The 16,492-nt window shown below is 44.4% G+C and carries 16 protein-coding genes and 1 pseudogene; 8 read left to right on the top strand and 9 right to left on the bottom strand.

Going from position 1 to position 16,492, the window contains the following annotated elements; all coding sequences use genetic code 11:
* Positions 1–35: 35 nt before the first annotated feature.
* The 6 genes and pseudogenes from HMPREF0673_RS08620 to HMPREF0673_RS08640 form a co-directional block, all read right to left on the bottom strand.
* Positions 36–980, bottom strand: a complete 945-nt coding sequence (locus tag HMPREF0673_RS08620; protein WP_007901026.1) for a hypothetical protein — start codon at positions 978–980, stop codon at positions 36–38.
* Between the two features lie 8 nt (positions 981–988).
* Positions 989–2,515: a lipopolysaccharide biosynthesis protein gene (locus HMPREF0673_RS08625; RefSeq protein WP_007901029.1), complete on the bottom strand. Its 1,527-nt coding sequence runs from the start codon at positions 2,513–2,515 to the stop codon at positions 989–991.
* A 3-nt stretch (positions 2,516–2,518) separates the two neighbouring features.
* Positions 2,519–2,732 (bottom strand): annotated as a pseudogene (locus HMPREF0673_RS14895) (mannose-1-phosphate guanylyltransferase); the annotation flags it as partial.
* 8 nt (positions 2,733–2,740) lie between these two features.
* Positions 2,741–3,325 carry a dTDP-4-dehydrorhamnose 3,5-epimerase gene (rfbC, locus tag HMPREF0673_RS08630; protein WP_040596698.1) on the bottom strand — a complete coding sequence of 195 codons (585 nt, stop codon included), beginning with the start codon at positions 3,323–3,325 and terminating at the stop codon, positions 2,741–2,743.
* Between the two features lie 114 nt (positions 3,326–3,439).
* Entirely contained in the window at positions 3,440–4,498 is a 1,059-nt protein-coding gene (locus tag HMPREF0673_RS13430; protein ID WP_007901040.1) for a hypothetical protein, read from the bottom strand.
* A gap of 455 nt (positions 4,499–4,953) precedes the next feature.
* Positions 4,954–6,186, bottom strand: coding sequence for a site-specific integrase (locus HMPREF0673_RS08640; protein ID WP_007901042.1), 1,233 nt, complete (start codon positions 6,184–6,186; stop codon positions 4,954–4,956).
* 241 nt (positions 6,187–6,427) lie between these two features.
* On the opposite strand from HMPREF0673_RS08640, the gene HMPREF0673_RS08645 reads away from it, so the two are divergent.
* Both HMPREF0673_RS08645 and HMPREF0673_RS08650 read left to right on the top strand, forming a co-directional pair.
* Entirely contained in the window at positions 6,428–6,880 is a 453-nt protein-coding gene (locus HMPREF0673_RS08645; RefSeq protein ID WP_007901044.1) for a copper resistance protein NlpE, read from the top strand.
* Positions 6,881–6,889: 9 nt separating this feature from the next.
* Positions 6,890–7,399 carry a nitroreductase family protein gene (locus HMPREF0673_RS08650; protein WP_007901046.1) on the top strand — a complete coding sequence of 170 codons (510 nt, stop codon included), beginning with the start codon at positions 6,890–6,892 and terminating at the stop codon, positions 7,397–7,399.
* A gap of 123 nt (positions 7,400–7,522) precedes the next feature.
* Here the strand turns inward: HMPREF0673_RS08650 and HMPREF0673_RS08655 are convergent, their stop codons facing one another.
* The 3 genes from HMPREF0673_RS08655 to HMPREF0673_RS08665 all read right to left on the bottom strand — a co-directional run bounded on the left by HMPREF0673_RS08655 (position 7,523) and on the right by HMPREF0673_RS08665 (position 10,569).
* Positions 7,523–8,407 (bottom strand): BRO-N domain-containing protein, encoded by an 885-nt coding sequence (locus tag HMPREF0673_RS08655; protein WP_007901047.1) that lies wholly within the window; start codon positions 8,405–8,407, stop codon positions 7,523–7,525.
* Between the two features lie 225 nt (positions 8,408–8,632).
* Complete coding sequence (gene groL / locus HMPREF0673_RS08660; protein WP_007901049.1) at positions 8,633–10,264, bottom strand: chaperonin GroEL; 1,632 nt, start codon at positions 10,262–10,264, stop codon at positions 8,633–8,635.
* 32 nt (positions 10,265–10,296) lie between these two features.
* Positions 10,297–10,569 carry a co-chaperone GroES gene (locus HMPREF0673_RS08665; protein ID WP_007901051.1) on the bottom strand — a complete coding sequence of 91 codons (273 nt, stop codon included), beginning with the start codon at positions 10,567–10,569 and terminating at the stop codon, positions 10,297–10,299.
* Positions 10,570–10,856: 287 nt separating this feature from the next.
* Between HMPREF0673_RS08665 and HMPREF0673_RS08670 the strand changes: the two genes are divergently transcribed.
* The 6 genes from HMPREF0673_RS08670 to HMPREF0673_RS14900 form a co-directional block, all read left to right on the top strand.
* On the top strand, positions 10,857–11,633 hold the full coding sequence (locus tag HMPREF0673_RS08670) for a dihydroorotate dehydrogenase electron transfer subunit (RefSeq protein ID WP_007901055.1): 777 nt from the start codon (positions 10,857–10,859) through the stop codon (positions 11,631–11,633).
* Positions 11,621–12,532 carry a dihydroorotate dehydrogenase gene (locus HMPREF0673_RS08675; protein WP_007901057.1) on the top strand — a complete coding sequence of 304 codons (912 nt, stop codon included), beginning with the start codon at positions 11,621–11,623 and terminating at the stop codon, positions 12,530–12,532. The genes HMPREF0673_RS08670 and HMPREF0673_RS08675 overlap by 13 nt, the downstream gene beginning before the upstream one ends.
* Before the next feature lie 789 nt (positions 12,533–13,321).
* Complete coding sequence (locus HMPREF0673_RS08680; protein WP_004310193.1) at positions 13,322–14,452, top strand: site-specific integrase; 1,131 nt, start codon at positions 13,322–13,324, stop codon at positions 14,450–14,452.
* 133 nt (positions 14,453–14,585) lie between these two features.
* Entirely contained in the window at positions 14,586–15,359 is a 774-nt protein-coding gene (locus HMPREF0673_RS08685; protein WP_004310192.1) for a hypothetical protein, read from the top strand.
* 176 nt (positions 15,360–15,535) lie between these two features.
* Positions 15,536–15,934 (top strand): helix-turn-helix domain-containing protein, encoded by a 399-nt coding sequence (locus tag HMPREF0673_RS08690; RefSeq protein ID WP_004322056.1) that lies wholly within the window; start codon positions 15,536–15,538, stop codon positions 15,932–15,934.
* Positions 15,912–16,492: AAA family ATPase (locus HMPREF0673_RS14900; RefSeq protein WP_007901063.1), on the top strand; the 581-nt coding region annotated here is incomplete at its 3' end. The genes HMPREF0673_RS08690 and HMPREF0673_RS14900, both read left to right, overlap by 23 nt.

Genomic DNA, 16,492 nt, shown 5'->3' on the forward strand with positions numbered 1-16,492 from the left:
TTCTAATTTAAGCCCTAATTTGAGTGCTTACTATTTTACTTTTTCTTACACAAAAAATTCCATACTCTTCTATAGAGCAAATACAGTTTTTCATAAAGTCCTGCTCTCATCGTTGCATCGATTTTTCTAGAGTTTTCAACATCATCGACAACATTTAAAGGATGCTTCAATGGAAAATCATACTCGAATGTCGGCTTAAAAAGAATACGCCTTAATTTAGGAGGTAAATCATTGATATTGGAAGTCGAATGAGTTGACACTGCTGCTATACCGATATTACTAATAAGGTTTTTAGAAGGAATAATAGCGAGCATAGAATTAAATATTCTAGTACTCGAAACGAAATCTTCATAATGTTCTATTCCTGTAGCCTTATGTTTCAAATAGGTTTCCAGTCTTTTATTCCACAGTTCTCCTGAAGAGAAAAGATTAGTTATGTCGCGCTCATTATCTAAAAAATTATATTTTGGATCCCACATATCAACAAAACGACGCCAGGTCGCCCATCCCCAAATAGGCCCATGTTTCCGGCAAAAGAAATAATCTCCATCAATGTCAACTTGATCCATATGGTTCATGCCACAAATCATCGCTATACGATTGTCATATTCATACTTGTCCAGTAGCTCCTTGCAAAAAGGGAAAAAACTTTGAGAGGGAACATCATCGTCTTCAAGAATAATACCTTTGTCCACAATGCTAAACATCCATTTTTGAGAGATGTATTCTGAAGGATCACAGCCATAATTCTTTTCTTGGTACATACGATGTACTTCACACTCCCAATCAATGTTCTCAACAATTTTACGACAAGCTTTCACACCTGCTACATCATCTGTTCTTCCTTCTCTAGCTCCATCTTGATAAAGAAAAAGCTTTGAAGGACGAGCTATTTTAATTTGCTCAAAAACTTTAGCAGTCTGCTCAGGGCGAGCAAAGAAAAGCAATAGTACTGCAACATCTATTTTGGCCTTTTCCATAATTATTTTTATTTAAAAATTCTATTAATACTTTGTTTTACTATATATCGTTCTTCATTGGTACATCCAATCATGTAGATTAAACATAAGATCCACACTAACGATATAACACTAGACATTAAAAAACTCACCACAGTTCCTGTGATAAAAAGTTTCAACAAGAACAAGGGCAAAGAACATACTACAACAGCCAAACAAGGGAACACAGTATGCTGTAAATAACACATTGGTTCAAATTCAGTAATTCTACTTAGATACCTAACCTGAAATACCAATACTGCAACAGACGCCAATATTGTACAAATAATAATCGTATAAACAGGAAAACCTACTACAAAAAGAAAATAAGCAGCAGGAAGAACCATTAAATATGCTACACTATAGAAGATTTGAAATGAACGGATTTTACCAGTTGTCTGAATAGAAGAATCGAATCCTGCTCCCAAACATTTGATTAAACCTCCAACTAAAAGCAATATTGCAAACACATCTGTATATTGAGGCACATCTTTAAGCCAAGCTTTTAGTACAAAATCCATATTAAGAATCAGCGGCACAACAGGTATAAGCATGATGAAAAATGCGATTTTCGCAATCCCATAAATCAGAGACAAAGAACGTTCGGTATTATGACTACTTTGGCTCTTCATGATTTGTGGTATTGCCGCTTGATTCAAGCTCTGCACAAACATCATTAAATAGTTGTTAATTTGGAAACCTATACCAAACGCCGCATTAACGACTGTATTAAAGAACAAGTTGATTATCATATTGGAACCTTGATTCTGACCCATGGAAGCTACAGCACCTATCATAATCCAAAAAGCATATCCTAAAATACCACTATAATCAGAACGCTTCTTATTAAATTGCCATCTTACAATTTCTCTATCCTTTATAAAGCAATAGATATACATACTAACTGGCAATATGATATTAAATATCGCCATTATAATGGCAAACATCCTCAATCGGTTGCCACAATAATATGCTAGAGCTATAACCATTCCTAACTTCAGCAATGTCCTACCAATTTCTACAACGGATGTAAATACAAATTTCTCACGAGCGACTATCAAACCATTAAATGGCACACTAAGGATAACAAAAGATGTTGCAGCTAAACTAAGGTGCAAAACAAATAGCGCATCACTTATTTTTGAAGTATCAATATTCGCAATATTTCTTATAAAATAAACTCCAAAAGTTTCACCTACAATCAAAAGTAACAAGACCAAGGCTATATGTATCACTAATGAAGTATTAAATACTTTTCTAGGATCTCCTTCTTCTCCTTTTCCAAACTCCACTACAATATACCGATAAGTTACAGACATCATGGTGACACCTAGAAAATTCATCATTGAAACAATACCTCCAACAATAGTATACAAACCATAATCCGAAGCACCTAATGCTTGAAGGATTACACGGGACGTATAAAGACCTATAATCACAGATAGTATCAATTTTACATACAATACCGCAGTATTCTTCGCTATTCGCTTATTATTATCTGATGTTTGATTTGACATATATTACTTTCCAAATTCTTTAATTCTCTGTTCTTCCTTCAAAGAGCAAGCAGCTGTCCATTCCTTCTCGGCTACAATATAGCCATCCAATCCTTGAACTACCACCTTACTTTCATCGGCTGCATGAACCACGCAGTTCTTGCATTCGTACAGTCGGATAATCCTTGCCTACATTGGCATTGCCGTCCTCATCTTGTGGAAGCAAGGTGCGGAGGCTACGTATTATTAGTATAAATCCACGTTGATATCGAACGGACTATCAAAATCCTTCAGCATCGCATGCTTCGTATCTTTCTCTGAGAGATTGGCATGTTTTGTTGGGATTTTCCAATCGATATCGAGAGTTTCATCGAGAATGCTGATACCTCCATTTGCTTCTGGATGATAGAAGTTATCACACTTGTACTGGAAGACGGCTGTTTCTGAAAGAACAGCGAAACCATGGGCAAAGCCTTTTGGAATGAAGAACTGGCGATGGTTATCTTCTGTCAGTTCCACTGCCACATGTTTGCCATAAGTAGGAGAGCCTTTACGAATATCAACAGCAACATCGAGCACTCTACCTTTTACGCAACGTACCAACTTGCTCTGAGTATAGGGTGGACACTGGAAGTGCAAGCCTCGCATGACACCATAGCTGCTCATAGACTCATTGTCTTGGCAGAAGTGAACACTGTGTCCCAAAATTGGGGCAACTTTCTCTTCAAACTCTCGCTTGCTGAAGCTCTCGAAGAAGTAGCCACGAGCATCACCGAAGAGGCGTGGCTCTATAATGAGAACGCCTTGTATTTCTGTTTTTACTATGTTCATGTGATTTTCTTTTTTTATATCACTTCACTCACACTCACCTCATTCATAATCTTGTGTCACAAGTCCTTGGCCATGGCAATGGTGGGTGATATAATGAAACTATAATATTGCTTTTTAGAACAGATATTCGTATTGCGACAATATCTCCTGATAGTCATTTTCGTATCTGGTCTTGTCGTTAGGACTGATATAAGGACTTTTGATAATCTGTTCCATTTCTTGGAGTACCTTGCCTCCTTCACGCATGATGGGGTCGAGGTTTTCCTTGAATTGCTCGATAAATGGGGCATAGTAGTAGCCTATCTCCTTGATGATAAAGGTATAGGTATTCCATGCCTTGTTGATGTCCATGCGTTTTTGTGCCAACTCTGCCAACACATATTCTCGCAGGTAGTCGATGTTTTCGGCTTGGACAGCGACCTCATTAGCTGTTTTCACAGGGTGGAAGTAGCGGTCGATGATGGCTTCTCGCTCTTGCAGATTACGCTGGTAGAATGGATTGGTATCTGTTATTGATGTGCCGTCTGGCTTCACTTCCTCAAAGTGCTCGGCGTGGACACCTGCAATGGTAACGCTGATACCACCCACATCCATCACAAGACGACGATCTCGGTTGATGCGAATGACATAGCCTTCCAATCCTGCCAATTCTCCACTGGTGATACGGAGCAGGATGCGGTTGCGGGCATAGTAATGGAATGGTTTAAGCAGGAAACGGATGCGTTCAGGCTCTGTCTCGTTGACACACATGAATGGTCGCATCTGTGAATCTTTAATTTCTGCCACTTTGCCTGTGCTACAATTCTTGCACAGATGAGTGCGAGGGAATTTCTTGTCAAGATAGGTTTGTATCTCTTCGGGAAAACCTTGGAAGAAGACAAGTCCGCTGACAGTCGGTATTTCTTTGTGTTGCACTTTCTGCTTGCCCATTCTCTTGAAATACCTTATAGTTTTATGCACAAAATATGTTCTACCGTCTTTGGTCAACTGCGCTTCCATGCCCTTCACTTTGCTATGATGCACAAAGAGATACGACCATGTGGTTCCGTCCGATTGAAGACACTTCTTTACCTCTGAACCAGTCTTTACGTCTGGCTCAGTAAAGTGGTTGCCCTCTTGAGAAACACGTTTCTCGTCGGCTGTAGAAAAAGAATTCGTACCATCCGGTTTCATAAATTCTGCTCTACTTTATGTAATTAGCTACAACCATACATGATAGTTGTGAAAGCCTAGTCAATTTGTTATTGTCGTGCATAATCTTAATCGCATTTATGAGTATCAGACATTACAGCTTTTGCATATGTATTTTACATTCGTTACACTTTCTTCTTATAAAAGAGTGAACTCGCTACAAAAATACGAAAATTAGTTGGATTACATGTTAGATTTTATCATTTTCTGTTAGTCATTCTAAAAAAATCACGCAAATGTTTAGCAAATCTGCCTTGGATGATTTCTCCAAGTGGCAGATTTGCACTTGTTTCGGCTGTTTTTGCTCTTTTATAAGAAGAAAGCGTGAAATTTGCTAAACATTTCCCCCATCATTTCGGGATGGTGTAAATGCTACCATTTATTTACAGATCTTTTAAAATCTTTTGATAAAATCCTCACGCTCAGCAATCTGAAAACTATTTTTCATTGCACTCGCTTAATCGGATTTTTCTTATAATCCGTGCATTGGCTTCGTTGATGGTTGCCATGTCTAACGACTGTAAGTAAATCTGTGTGGTCTTGAAGGAGTTGTGCCCCATACCCTCGCTGATGGTGGCTATCGGGATGTTCATGTGCAAGGCTACGCTTGCCCAGGTATGGCGTGCCACGTAGGTGGTGAGCGGTATCTTCAAGCCTACCATCTCACCTATTTTCTTCAGGTTATAGTTTGTGTTGTGCTCCACCTTGCGGTATGCGGTGTATGGAGAGGATTCCTTGCCTGTCAGGATGGGTAGCAGATAAGGAGAGTCCTTGGTTTGCTCGGCATATTTGTCGATGATGGTTTGCATCGGTTTCATCCACTCAATATTGAGGTTTTGGTGGGTCTTGCGACGGTTGTAGTTTACCATACTACATTTCAAGTCTGTCTTCTTCAGAAATGCCATATCTACGAATGCCATGCCACGGAGATAGAAGCTAAGCAGAAACAGGTCTCGTGCCTTGTCAAGGGAGAAACCTCTTGGCAAGTCCAATTTCTCTATCTTGCGAATTTCCCTGACAGTAATGGCACGTTTGGCAGTTCTCACGTTAGCGGTCTGCACGTGAGAAAAGAGATCATTTGGTGGAGCTTGCCCTGCTTCCACCGCCTTGTTGTAGAGGGTGCGGAGGGTTCGCAGATAGAACGCTACGGTGTTTTGTCCGACACCTCTGTTCCATAGCCATGCCTGATACATTTCCATCATCTCGCTTGTCATTTGTGAGAAGGTAATGTCTTCATTGCCACGAAACTCCATGAAACGGTTGGTAGCACTGACATAGTTACTCTTGGTGCCGATGCACTGCATTTGTTCTTTCTTGACTATCTGCTGGCGAAAGAAAGCAAAAACGCTCTGGCTCGATGGCAGTTGCTGTATCTCCTTGGCTATGTCGTCAATAGTATAAGAGATGCCCTCTGCATCCTTATCACGGATGATACGCTGCATCTGCTTCATCTCCCAATCTATCTGCGACTGGATTAGCTGTAGATGTGCCTGTCGGTTGTTGCGGTTAGAAACAATGATAGCCGACTTCTTGTCGTTCCACTCGTCTGGAAAGACATGATAGTCGGTACTAATCCAGCGCAGACTGCGCTGATGGATGAGGTGATAATACAATGTGCCTTCCTTTCCTGGCACCGAGGATGCGCGGAACTTTACTTTTACTGTTGCCATAATGCTAACTTTTTTATTTGTGAATAATGTTGCTTTTTAGTTATTTACGCCTTATTTATATATGTAAGCAACGGTATGGCAAGTATGTTTCTTTCGCCTTGCTCTATTTTCTGCAAGAGTCGGCTCTTGGGGAATTTTCCATTCCCTAATATCTTTTTAGAACTTTTAAAAACACCAACAGATAGTATCTGATTATAAATACGTAATTTTGCGCCACAAATAATGGTAAGCAAAAAAAGATATGAAAAGAAATCTTATGTACGCTGCACTCTTGGCTGCAGCATTGATGGTGTCTTGCAATGGCAAGAACACCGCACAGAACGAAACGAACACCGATTCGACAAGCGTAACTGACACAACAGCTGCCGAAAGCGTAGACCTCGCTGCCGTTGCCGGCACATACGAGGGCACACTGCCTGCAGCCGATTGCCCGGGCATCAAGACCGTGCTCACTATCAACGCCGATAGCACATATCAGCTGCAGCAGGACTATATCGACCGCAAGGATGGTCACGACGAGGCAAGTGGCGTGCTGGAGGTTCTCGACAACAGTGTACTGATGCTTGTTCGTCCATCGAGCGGCGAGCACACCTTCTACAAGGTTAAGGACAACAGCAGCGTAATTATGACCGACTCGCTCGGCAATGAGCCTGAGGGCGAAACAGCCAAACTGTATGTGCTGACAAAGAAGTAAGCCGAACGTATGAATATTCTCGAACTATCACAAACCCGCTTCTCGGCACGCAAATATACTGACGAGGCGGTAAGCGACGACGACTTGGCATATATCCTCGAGTGCGTGCGATTGGCTCCGTCAGCTGTCAACCGTCAGCCGTGGAAATTTGTCGTTGTGCGCAGCAAGGAGGCTAAGGAACAGCTCTGGCAGGCATACGACCGCGATTGGTTCCGCACTGCTCCGCCCTACATCGTGTGCATGAAGAACAACAGCGAGTGCTGGACACGCCGCTACGACGACAAGCAGCACGGCGACATCGACGTGGCTATAGCTACCGAGCATCTGTGCCTCGCTGCTACCGAGCGCAACCTCGGCACCTGCTGGGTGTGCAACTTCGACACCGACATCATGAGTCGCCTCTTCCCCTCTGCCGACTTCGAAGCTGTGGCAATCATCCCCGTCGGACACATCGCCGAGGATTGTCCGCGTACAGAGAAGAAGCGCAAGGCTCTCGCAGAGATTGTTGAAGAAATATAATCAAAACAAGTAAAAGAATACAAAAAGGAGCCTTAACCACATACTAAAGCTCCGACCACATCGAATTTGACACTCTACCTCAGAAACCAACGCTTTCAAGGTGGAGTGTCATTTTTATATACATTATTTATCTTGCTCCTCGCCACAAGTACTTTTGTCGTCCAATTCTCCTTTGGGCTGTTGAGCCTCAAAGAATCTTTTGGCTGAGAGGGGAGAAACAACCAATCGGCCAGTCTTCGATTCTAATTGTTCTCTTGCAACACGAGCCACATCACCACCTTCTTTTGCACAAGTTTTGTTTTCGTCTAAAGTCTGAGGATTCTTTGCTTTGGTTATGCTTGTTGCAGATAGTTCTGCAAGCATATTCAGCACAAGTTCCTCGTTAGTCATGTTATCACGAAGATTTTCCTTCTTCAATCCTTTCAACTGTTTGTATTCCTTTGATGTCCTGCCAGCCCATGACTGATAGATGATGTCGGTCAAAGTAGCATACTGCACTCCTTCTTCTACATTATGAAGTTTCCATTGGTCGGTCAAGTCCTTGCGTATCTCAATGCTTTTCAATCGCTGGTTAATCCAATTGTCTGAATATCCCAATCGCTTATAGTCTATCATGGCCTGCTGAATACTCAGCTCTGGATCCTGCATCTGATCAAGTCGAGCTGTTCCAACTTTAGCAAGCCACATCTTAAACGGCTCAGTCTTTGGTGAAGGCATAGACTGAATGATACGCAAAAGTTGCTCTGTATCAGCAACGTCTGTTAAGCGCATCTTTCCATCTGCTGCAGGCATTTTCAACTGGTGACAATTTGTCACCGGTTCAAAACCCTCTTCCTTCAAACGCTGTTTTAGCTTGTTCCAGTACTTTCTTGCGGTCTGAAAATCCTTGCTTTCCGTCAATACCGCCACGACATCAACAATAGAGAAATACCACTTTTCCTGTTCATCGTCCCAAACGGCACGAATCTTATCGCCGCCAAAAAGTTTTATAGAGTTCTTATTCACCATTTTATTACTTGTTTATTACATTAGGTTCTCATCTGTCGAACAAAATCATTAAATGTAGGAACCACCTACAAATATACAACAAAGTTATTGTTTATCAGGCTAATTAACATAGATTAAACAAGAAAGTAATGGCATATTAAACGAAGGAGAAACAAAAAAAGCGTCCCTACTCCACTGCGGAATAGGGACGCTTTGTTTATTTAAAAAGAATCTGATTCGGTCTGATTACATCATGCCACCCATGCCCGGGTTGCCCATAGGCATAGCCGGAGCCTTCTCCTCTGGCTTGTCGCAGATGATGCACTCGGTTGTGAGGAACATACCTGCGATAGAAGCAGCGTTCTCAAGAGCTACGCGCTCCACCTTAGCCGGGTCGATGACACCTGCTGCGCGGAGGTCTTCGTAAGCGTCCTTACGAGCATTGTAGCCGAAGTCGCCTTCGCCCTCGCGAACCTTCTGAACGACAACAGCACCCTCGCCACCGGCGTTCTTTACGATCTGGCGAAGCGGCTCCTCGATAGCACGACGCACGATGTTGATACCAGTCTGCTCGTCAGCGTTCTCGCCCTTGAGCTCTGCAAGCTCCTTCTGAGCGCGGATGTATGTTGTGCCGCCACCAACGACAACGCCTTCCTCCATTGCTGCACGTGTAGCGCAGAGAGCGTCGTCAACGCGGTCCTTCTTCTCCTTCATCTCCACCTCGCTGTTAGCGCCTACGTAGAGAACGGCTACGCCACCGGCGAGCTTTGCAAGACGCTCCTGCAACTTCTCCTTGTCATAAGCACTCTTTGTGTTTGCAATCTCATTCTTGATAAGAGCAACACGGTCAGCGATGAGGTCCTTCTGTCCGCAGCCACCCACGATAGTGGTGTTGTCCTTAGAAACGGTAGCCTTCTCGCATGAACCGCAGAGGTCGAGTGTAGCCTTGTCGAGGCTCAAGCCCTTCTCCTCGCTGATAACAACGCCACCAGTCAGAGTAGCGATATCCTCGAGCATTGCCTTACGACGATCGCCGAAGCCAGGAGCCTTCACAGCGCAGATCTTCAAGCCTGCACGCAGACGGTTCACAACGAGTGTGGTGAGTGCCTCAGAGTCTACGTCCTCAGCGATGATGAGCATCGGGCGTCCGCTCTCTGCAGCCGGCTGCAGGATAGGCAGCAAGTCCTTAACGCTGCTGATCTTCTTGTCGTAGATAAGGATGTACGGGTTGTCCATAACGCACTCCATCTTCTCAGAGTCGGTAACGAAGTAAGCACTCAGATAACCGCGGTCAAACTGCATACCTTCTGTTACGCCGATGTTTGTGTCGCGGCTCTTGCTCTCCTCGATGGTGATTACGCCGTCCTTAGACACCTTGCGCATTGCGTCAGCCAGGAGCTTACCAATCTCCGGGTCGTTGTTAGCAGAAACGGTTGCTACCTGCTCAATCTTGTCGTAGTTGTCGCCAACAATCTCTGCGTTTGCCTTGATGTGTGCTACGACAGCAGCCACTGCCTTGTCGATACCACGCTTCAGGTCCATCGGGTTAGCACCTGCGGTTACGTTCTTCAAACCCTCGGTTACGATAGCCTGAGTGAGGATTGTAGCGGTTGTTGTACCGTCGCCTGCATCGTCGCCGGTCTTGCTTGCTACGCTCTTAACAAGCTGTGCGCCAGTGTTCTCGAACTTGTCCTCGAGCTCCACTTCCTTAGCTACGGTCACACCATCCTTTGTAATCTGCGGAGCACCGAACTTCTTCTCGATAACCACGTTACGGCCTTTCGGACCGAGTGTTACCTTTACTGCGTTAGCCAACTTGTCGACACCGTTCTTCAACAGGTCGCGTGCATCCATATTGTATTTAATATCTTTAGCCATTTCTTTAATTATTAATTATTAGTTATTAATTTTTATTTCTGAACAACAGCGAGCACATCACTCTGACGCATGATGAGATACTTTGTGCCTTCAACCTCAAGCTCTGTACCAGAATACTTGCCGTAGAGCACTTCGTCACCTTCTTTCAGAACCATCTCCTCGTCCTTTGTGCCGTTACCTGCTGCAACGATTGTACCGTGCTGCGGTTTCTCTTTTGCTGTATCAGGAATGATGATTCCACCGACTTTTTCTTCTGCCTGTGCAGGGAGTACGAGTACTCTGTCTGCTAATGGTTTAATGTTCATAATTCTTATGCTTTAAGTTTTTATAATTACTATTGGTTGTTGCGACGGCTCATCTGCCGTCCGCTTTCGTTAAGGATATAGCCAAAAGCGTGCCAAAGCACCATCGAGTTACAGCACATGACAAATATGACAGACCGAGAGTGACAGAATTGACACATACAAACGTTCTTTTACTTTTTTACTCTTTTACTTTTTTACTCTTTTACTTTTTTATTACCTTTGCACGTTAGATTAAGCGACACCTCTAAATATATACTGTCACAAAGCAACAAGACAAACAAAAATAAATGAAAAAGTACATACTCGACCTTACGGTCAACAGCGTTGAAGCTCTGAGCGACAAGCACGTGCTCATCAAGCTCACCGACGACAAACCGCTGCCCGAGATGCTTCCGGGTCAGTTCGTAGAGGTGCGCGTAGACAATTCGCCGTCTACATTCCTGCGCCGCCCCATCTCTATCAACAACGTGGATTACGACCACAACGAGCTTTGGCTCCTCGTGGCTGCCGTAGGCGACGGCACACGCCAGCTACAGAAGTTGCAGAAAGGCGACCGCCTCAACTGCGTGCTGCCACTCGGCAACTCGTTCACAATGCCGACAGACAGTACACAGAAGGTGTTGCTCGTAGGTGGCGGCGTGGGCGTGGCTCCGCTGCTCTACTTCGGCAAGCGCATCAAGGCGATGGGCGGCGAACCGACGTTCCTGCTCGGCGCACGCTCGGCTAAGGACGTGCTGGAGCGCGAACTCTTCGAGCAGGTAGGACGCGTACTCATCACCACCGAGGACGGATCCGAAGGCGAAAAAGGCTTCGTAACCAACCACTCCGTACTGGCTCAAGAGCACTTCGACCGCATCTCTACCTGCGGACCGAAGCCGATGATGATGGCTGTGGCTCGCTACGCCTTCAAGAACGACATCGAGTGCGAGGTATCGCTCGAGAACAAGATGGCGTGCGGCGTCGGAGCATGTCTCTGCTGCGTAGAGAAGACAGTGGAAGGCAACAAGTGTGTATGTAAGGAAGGTCCGGTAATGAATATAAAGAAACTGACATGGCAGATTTAAGTGTAAAGATTGGCGGTCTGAAACTGAAGAACCCCGTAATGACCGCATCGGGAACATTCGGATACGGTCTGGAGTTTGCCGACTTCGTGCCGCTCGAAGAGATTGGTGGCATCATCGTTAAAGGCACCACACTCAACCCACGCGAGGGCAACGACTATCCGCGCATGGCTGAGACACCGCAGGGTATGCTCAACTGCGTGGGCCTTCAGAACAAGGGTGTCGACTATTTCTGCCGCAACATCTATCCGCAGATAAAGGACATCGACACAAACATGATCGTCAACGTGAGCGGTTCGTCGCCAGACGACTACGCCGAGTGCGCTGCACGCATCAACGAATTAGAGAACATCCCGGCAATCGAGCTTAACATCTCCTGCCCCAACGTGAAGCAGGGCGGCATGGCTTTCGGCGTAACCACAACGGGCGCTGCCAGAGTAGTGCGCGCCGTGCGTGAGCGCTACAACAAGCCAATCATCGTGAAGCTTTCGCCGAACGTGACCGATGTCACCGAGATTGCAAAGGCTGTAGAGGCAGAGGGAGCTGACAGCGTGTCGCTCATCAACACACTCATGGGCATGGCCATCGACATCGAGCGCCGTCGCCCAATGCTCAGTATCAACACCGGCGGACTGAGCGGTCCGGCTGTCAAGCCGGTTGCCGTGCGCATGGTATGGCAGGTGGCTAAGGCTGTAAAGATTCCGGTAGTAGGTCTTGGCGGCATCTGCACCGCCGAGGACGCCATCGAGTTCCTCATGGCTGGCGCAACAGCCATCGAAATCGGCACCGCCAACTTCCTCGACCCTGCCGTGACCATCAAGGTGCGCGACGGCATCAACAACTGGCTCGACAATCACGGTTGCTCTTCTGTAAGCGAGATTATCGGTGCATTAGAAGACTAATTTCTAAAGCCCTGCTTCAGGGCTTTAGATAGTTGAGATGGTGAGATGTCAAGATGTCGACATCGCTGCATCTGCAATGGCAAACTTTTGGACATTAACTATAAATATAAACGTAGCGGAGACTCTCCGCTACGTTTTTTTTTGTATTGTCCGCTATAATTGGTCGCTTTCGCTATGAATTCTGTTGAATTACGACAAATTTGAATCTATTTCAACGATTTTTTCGACGGAAGTATGTGATTTTCGTCGAATTTCGACGGTTTTTCACAGAAGAAACCAATTCCGTCCATCGTTTTTTAGTAGAATTGCCAATTGTTAACTACAAAATTAAAGAATCTTATTCAGACAAAAGAATAATTCATTTGAAATCTTTACTTTGGAGTGGCACAATTCTGTAATTCGAGGTAATCTGTAGTGTCGATTACTACAAATAACCTCTCAATTTTATTATCTGAGATGGCGAGGTACCAATATGTTGCCATCGCTGCATCTACAATAGCAAACTATTGGACATAGACTATAAATATAAACTGAACTGTGTCACGGCTCTGTCTTAATATTATTTCCAATAATCATAAAGACATATATAAAATGAAAACAAGTTCCAAATAAATATAGATAAATCATCTATATATCAATAATTTATATACGAGTTTTTATTTTCAGTTGTTTTCTACGTTTTCTGTTGCTTTGCTTTTTTTAGGTGCATTTTTGTTTCTTGTTTGTTTCTTGATTTCGTTTTTTATTTGTACCTTTGTGATAGGAAATAACGAATAAAAGGACACAAATATGCCAAGGACCAGAAAGCCAATAAAAGTAAAGGAGCCGATTCGTCTTCGGACGAAGGAGTTGGCCAATGGCAGCAAGAGTTTGTATCTGGATATATACCGAAATGGTAAGCGGACATACGAGTATCTGAAAATGTATCTTATTCCGGAAACGGATCGTAATGCCCGCCAACAGAACGAAACGACAATGGCTGCCGCAAATGCAATCAAATCGAAGCGTATCATAGAGTTGACAAGTGGTGAAGCCGGTATCATGAATCACAAGGATAAGGTTTATCTGCTGGACTGGATGCAACTCTATAAAGAGGAACAGAAGAAACGTGGTAAGAAAAACATAGGCCAGATAAAATCTGTTACCGATATCTTGAAAGAGTATGCAGGAGAAAGATTCACATTAAATCAGATTGACCTCACTTTTTGCCACGGCTATATCGACTATATGCTGACAAACTACCGTCCCAAAGGAAAACCCATCTCGGCTTCTACGCGTAATACCTATTACCAGATTTTCAACGGTGCGTTAAATGCCGCTGTCCGTGCGAAACGGATCTTAAAGAATCCATTCAACGAAATGGAAAAATCGGAGAAGCCCAAGATGCCGGAAAGTGTGCGTTCGTATATGACTATTGAAGAAGTGAGATCATTAATCGCTACACCAATGCAGAACGAAGGGGTAAAAAGTGCCTACCTGTTCTCCTGCTTCTGTGGACTACGTATCAGTGACATTATCGGATTGCAATGGAAAGATGTGTTTATTGACAACGGCCAATACCGCTTGGCAGTAGCCATGCAGAAGACGAAAGAACCGATTTACCTTCCGCTCTCCAATGAAGCGTTGAAGTGGATGCCGGAACGTGGGGACAAGACAGCAGACGACCATGTGTTCGATTTGCCTTCTGGTATCAACCAGCTTATCAAACCATGGGCCAAAGCCGCCGGAATTTCCAAGCGATTCACCTTTCATACCGCCCGCCACACGTTCGCCACAATGATGCTGACATTGGGGGCCGATTTGTACACTGTATCTAAATTACTCGGTCATACATCTGTAAAGATGACCCAAGTGTATGCCAAAATCGTCAATAAGAAAAAAGACGATGCAGTAAATCTGACCAACGGTTTATTCGATTGACAATGCAATGAACATCAGATATGTAATCACTTATAAGGGTGTTGTTCCGACAGGATTCTCTTTCGGGAGCAACACTCTTATAATATATCATATAAATCCAATTTAAAATATTTCATCATGAAAAGACCTAACAATGGCTCTCTCTCTTTTTGGAGGGAAAAAACATCTGCACCATTTTGTTGCAGAACAGGATGTAGCGAAAGAATTATTCGCATTGCTCGTTGAAGCAAAAACAATGTATCTCCGTGATGTCGTGACGGGCAATAAGCAGTACTACCGTTACGTGGAGGATTTCGTAAACAGCCACCGGTATATCGACTGTGACCATGCGGTCTGCCGGAACTGCCATGAAATGAACATTCATATCGTCAAGGGGCTATTAAACGATTGCTCCCATCTTATCCGAGCATTTTTTACCGAAGCAGACTTCTCGTTCGAGAAGTGTATGGAACTGAAACGAACGTATGATACGTTTGTGCCACCATCACAGTCCGTCACGTGCTGCAAAGATGGACCGACAAGAATTTATCCTCTTTCTTTTGGATGCAATCTCACTCGTAAACAGATGATAGGTATTACAGCTTGTGCCAATGCTTATCATCTGTTTTGCGTTTCTACCCTACACGTTGAAGATATGGAAGCCCTGCTTTCCTGTAAAGAAGGATTCTGTATTCGTGTAAACAATATCCGCCATGTGGCCATCCTGTTTGATACACTCCTTGAGCACTCGTTTATCCAAGCCAAATGGCAGTCCGTTCTCAGTAGTGGGCGGTTCTTGCAAACCAAGGATGGAAAAGGATTCGTTTCAGCTTCAAGCCTTTCATCCGCTCTGTCTGCCTTGCGTAACAACATGACATCAACAGGTTACGGTATCAGACGAGCCATTGATGAACTGAGAGAGTGGTAAGAAGTGCCAATAAGCGAAGTATGTGAAAGGTAAAAGCGTGACAGTTGCCGTGATACGTGGTTACTATCACGGTACAAACTCACGCTGACCTTTTGGGTTGCCCTATCTTTGACCTCCGTTAGCGCGCTACATAACGGAGGATATACTTCATTGTCTAAATTTATAATAACTCATTTATGCAAAATAATAGATTGACATTCATGGAACGGCTGAGTGAACGGCTTACAAGCGTCGAAGCCATCCTAAAGAAATTAGATCCGATAGAAAGTCTGTTGGAACGCATCGCATTGCTGGAAAAAAATATATATACCACCAAACAGGTGTTTACCTTCCAAGAGGCTTGTATGTATATCGGAATATCCGAGAGTATGCTGTACAAGCTAACATCAGGCAAGGAGATTCCGCACTACAAGCCACGTGGCAAAATGATATATTTCGCCAAAGAAGATCTGGACGAATGGCTTTTGCAGAATTATGAACCAACCGTAGATGAAGCAGCACGTATGGCAAACGAGGCCGCTGCCACACAACCTTTCTTTAATCAAAGACGCCATGGAAAACGAAAGAAGAACTGAATATAATGTGGATATGAGGCCGGAGGAGGATTTCTTATCGGATATCCTCTCCGCCTCGCAGATTCGGGCGACGGATACCTATGAAACGCCGCCACAGATTATCTGGATAGACAACTCGACCATTGCTACGCTCGGCAACTTCAGCGCATCAACCGGCAAGGCGAAATCAAAAAAAACATTTAACGTTTCGGCCATTGTCGCTGCATCGCTGGCAGGGAAACAAGTGCTGAACTACCGGGCGCACCTCCCGGAAGGTAAACGCAAGATTCTGTACGTGGACACGGAGCAGAGCCGCTTCCATTGTCACAATGTACTGGAACGCATCTTGCGGCTTGCCGGACTGCCCACTACAACCGACAGTGAAAACCTCGACTTTATTTGCTTGCGCGAATACTCTCCGGCAATACGCATTGGGGTCATCGACTACGCCTTACGTCAAAGAAAAGGATACGGACTTGTTATCATCGACGGTATCCGTGACCTGATGCTTGACATAAACAGTACCGGTGAGTCCGTGGAAGTCATTAACAAGATGATGGAATGGTCATCAAAGTATGA

Origin of the sequence: Leyella stercorea DSM 18206 (genome assembly GCF_000235885.1) — a bacterium.
Taxonomy (GTDB): domain Bacteria; phylum Bacteroidota; class Bacteroidia; order Bacteroidales; family Bacteroidaceae; genus Prevotella; species Prevotella stercorea.

Coding starts and splice junctions, on each gene's coding strand:
- HMPREF0673_RS08620 (WP_007901026.1), bottom strand. CDS start 980: ATGGAAAAGGCCAAAATAGATGTTGCAGTACTATTGCTTTTCTTTGCT.
- HMPREF0673_RS08625 (WP_007901029.1), bottom strand. CDS start 2,515: ATGTCAAATCAAACATCAGATAATAATAAGCGAATAGCGAAGAATACT.
- rfbC (WP_040596698.1), bottom strand. CDS start 3,325: ATGAACATAGTAAAAACAGAAATACAAGGCGTTCTCATTATAGAGCCA.
- HMPREF0673_RS13430 (WP_007901040.1), bottom strand. CDS start 4,498: ATGAAACCGGATGGTACGAATTCTTTTTCTACAGCCGACGAGAAACGT.
- HMPREF0673_RS08640 (WP_007901042.1), bottom strand. CDS start 6,186: ATGGCAACAGTAAAAGTAAAGTTCCGCGCATCCTCGGTGCCAGGAAAG.
- HMPREF0673_RS08645 (WP_007901044.1), top strand. CDS start 6,428: ATGAAAAGAAATCTTATGTACGCTGCACTCTTGGCTGCAGCATTGATG.
- HMPREF0673_RS08650 (WP_007901046.1), top strand. CDS start 6,890: ATGAATATTCTCGAACTATCACAAACCCGCTTCTCGGCACGCAAATAT.
- HMPREF0673_RS08655 (WP_007901047.1), bottom strand. CDS start 8,407: ATGGTGAATAAGAACTCTATAAAACTTTTTGGCGGCGATAAGATTCGT.
- groL (WP_007901049.1), bottom strand. CDS start 10,264: ATGGCTAAAGATATTAAATACAATATGGATGCACGCGACCTGTTGAAG.
- HMPREF0673_RS08665 (WP_007901051.1), bottom strand. CDS start 10,569: ATGAACATTAAACCATTAGCAGACAGAGTACTCGTACTCCCTGCACAG.
- HMPREF0673_RS08670 (WP_007901055.1), top strand. CDS start 10,857: ATGAAAAAGTACATACTCGACCTTACGGTCAACAGCGTTGAAGCTCTG.
- HMPREF0673_RS08675 (WP_007901057.1), top strand. CDS start 11,621: ATGGCAGATTTAAGTGTAAAGATTGGCGGTCTGAAACTGAAGAACCCC.
- HMPREF0673_RS08680 (WP_004310193.1), top strand. CDS start 13,322: ATGCCAAGGACCAGAAAGCCAATAAAAGTAAAGGAGCCGATTCGTCTT.
- HMPREF0673_RS08685 (WP_004310192.1), top strand. CDS start 14,586: ATGGCTCTCTCTCTTTTTGGAGGGAAAAAACATCTGCACCATTTTGTT.
- HMPREF0673_RS08690 (WP_004322056.1), top strand. CDS start 15,536: ATGCAAAATAATAGATTGACATTCATGGAACGGCTGAGTGAACGGCTT.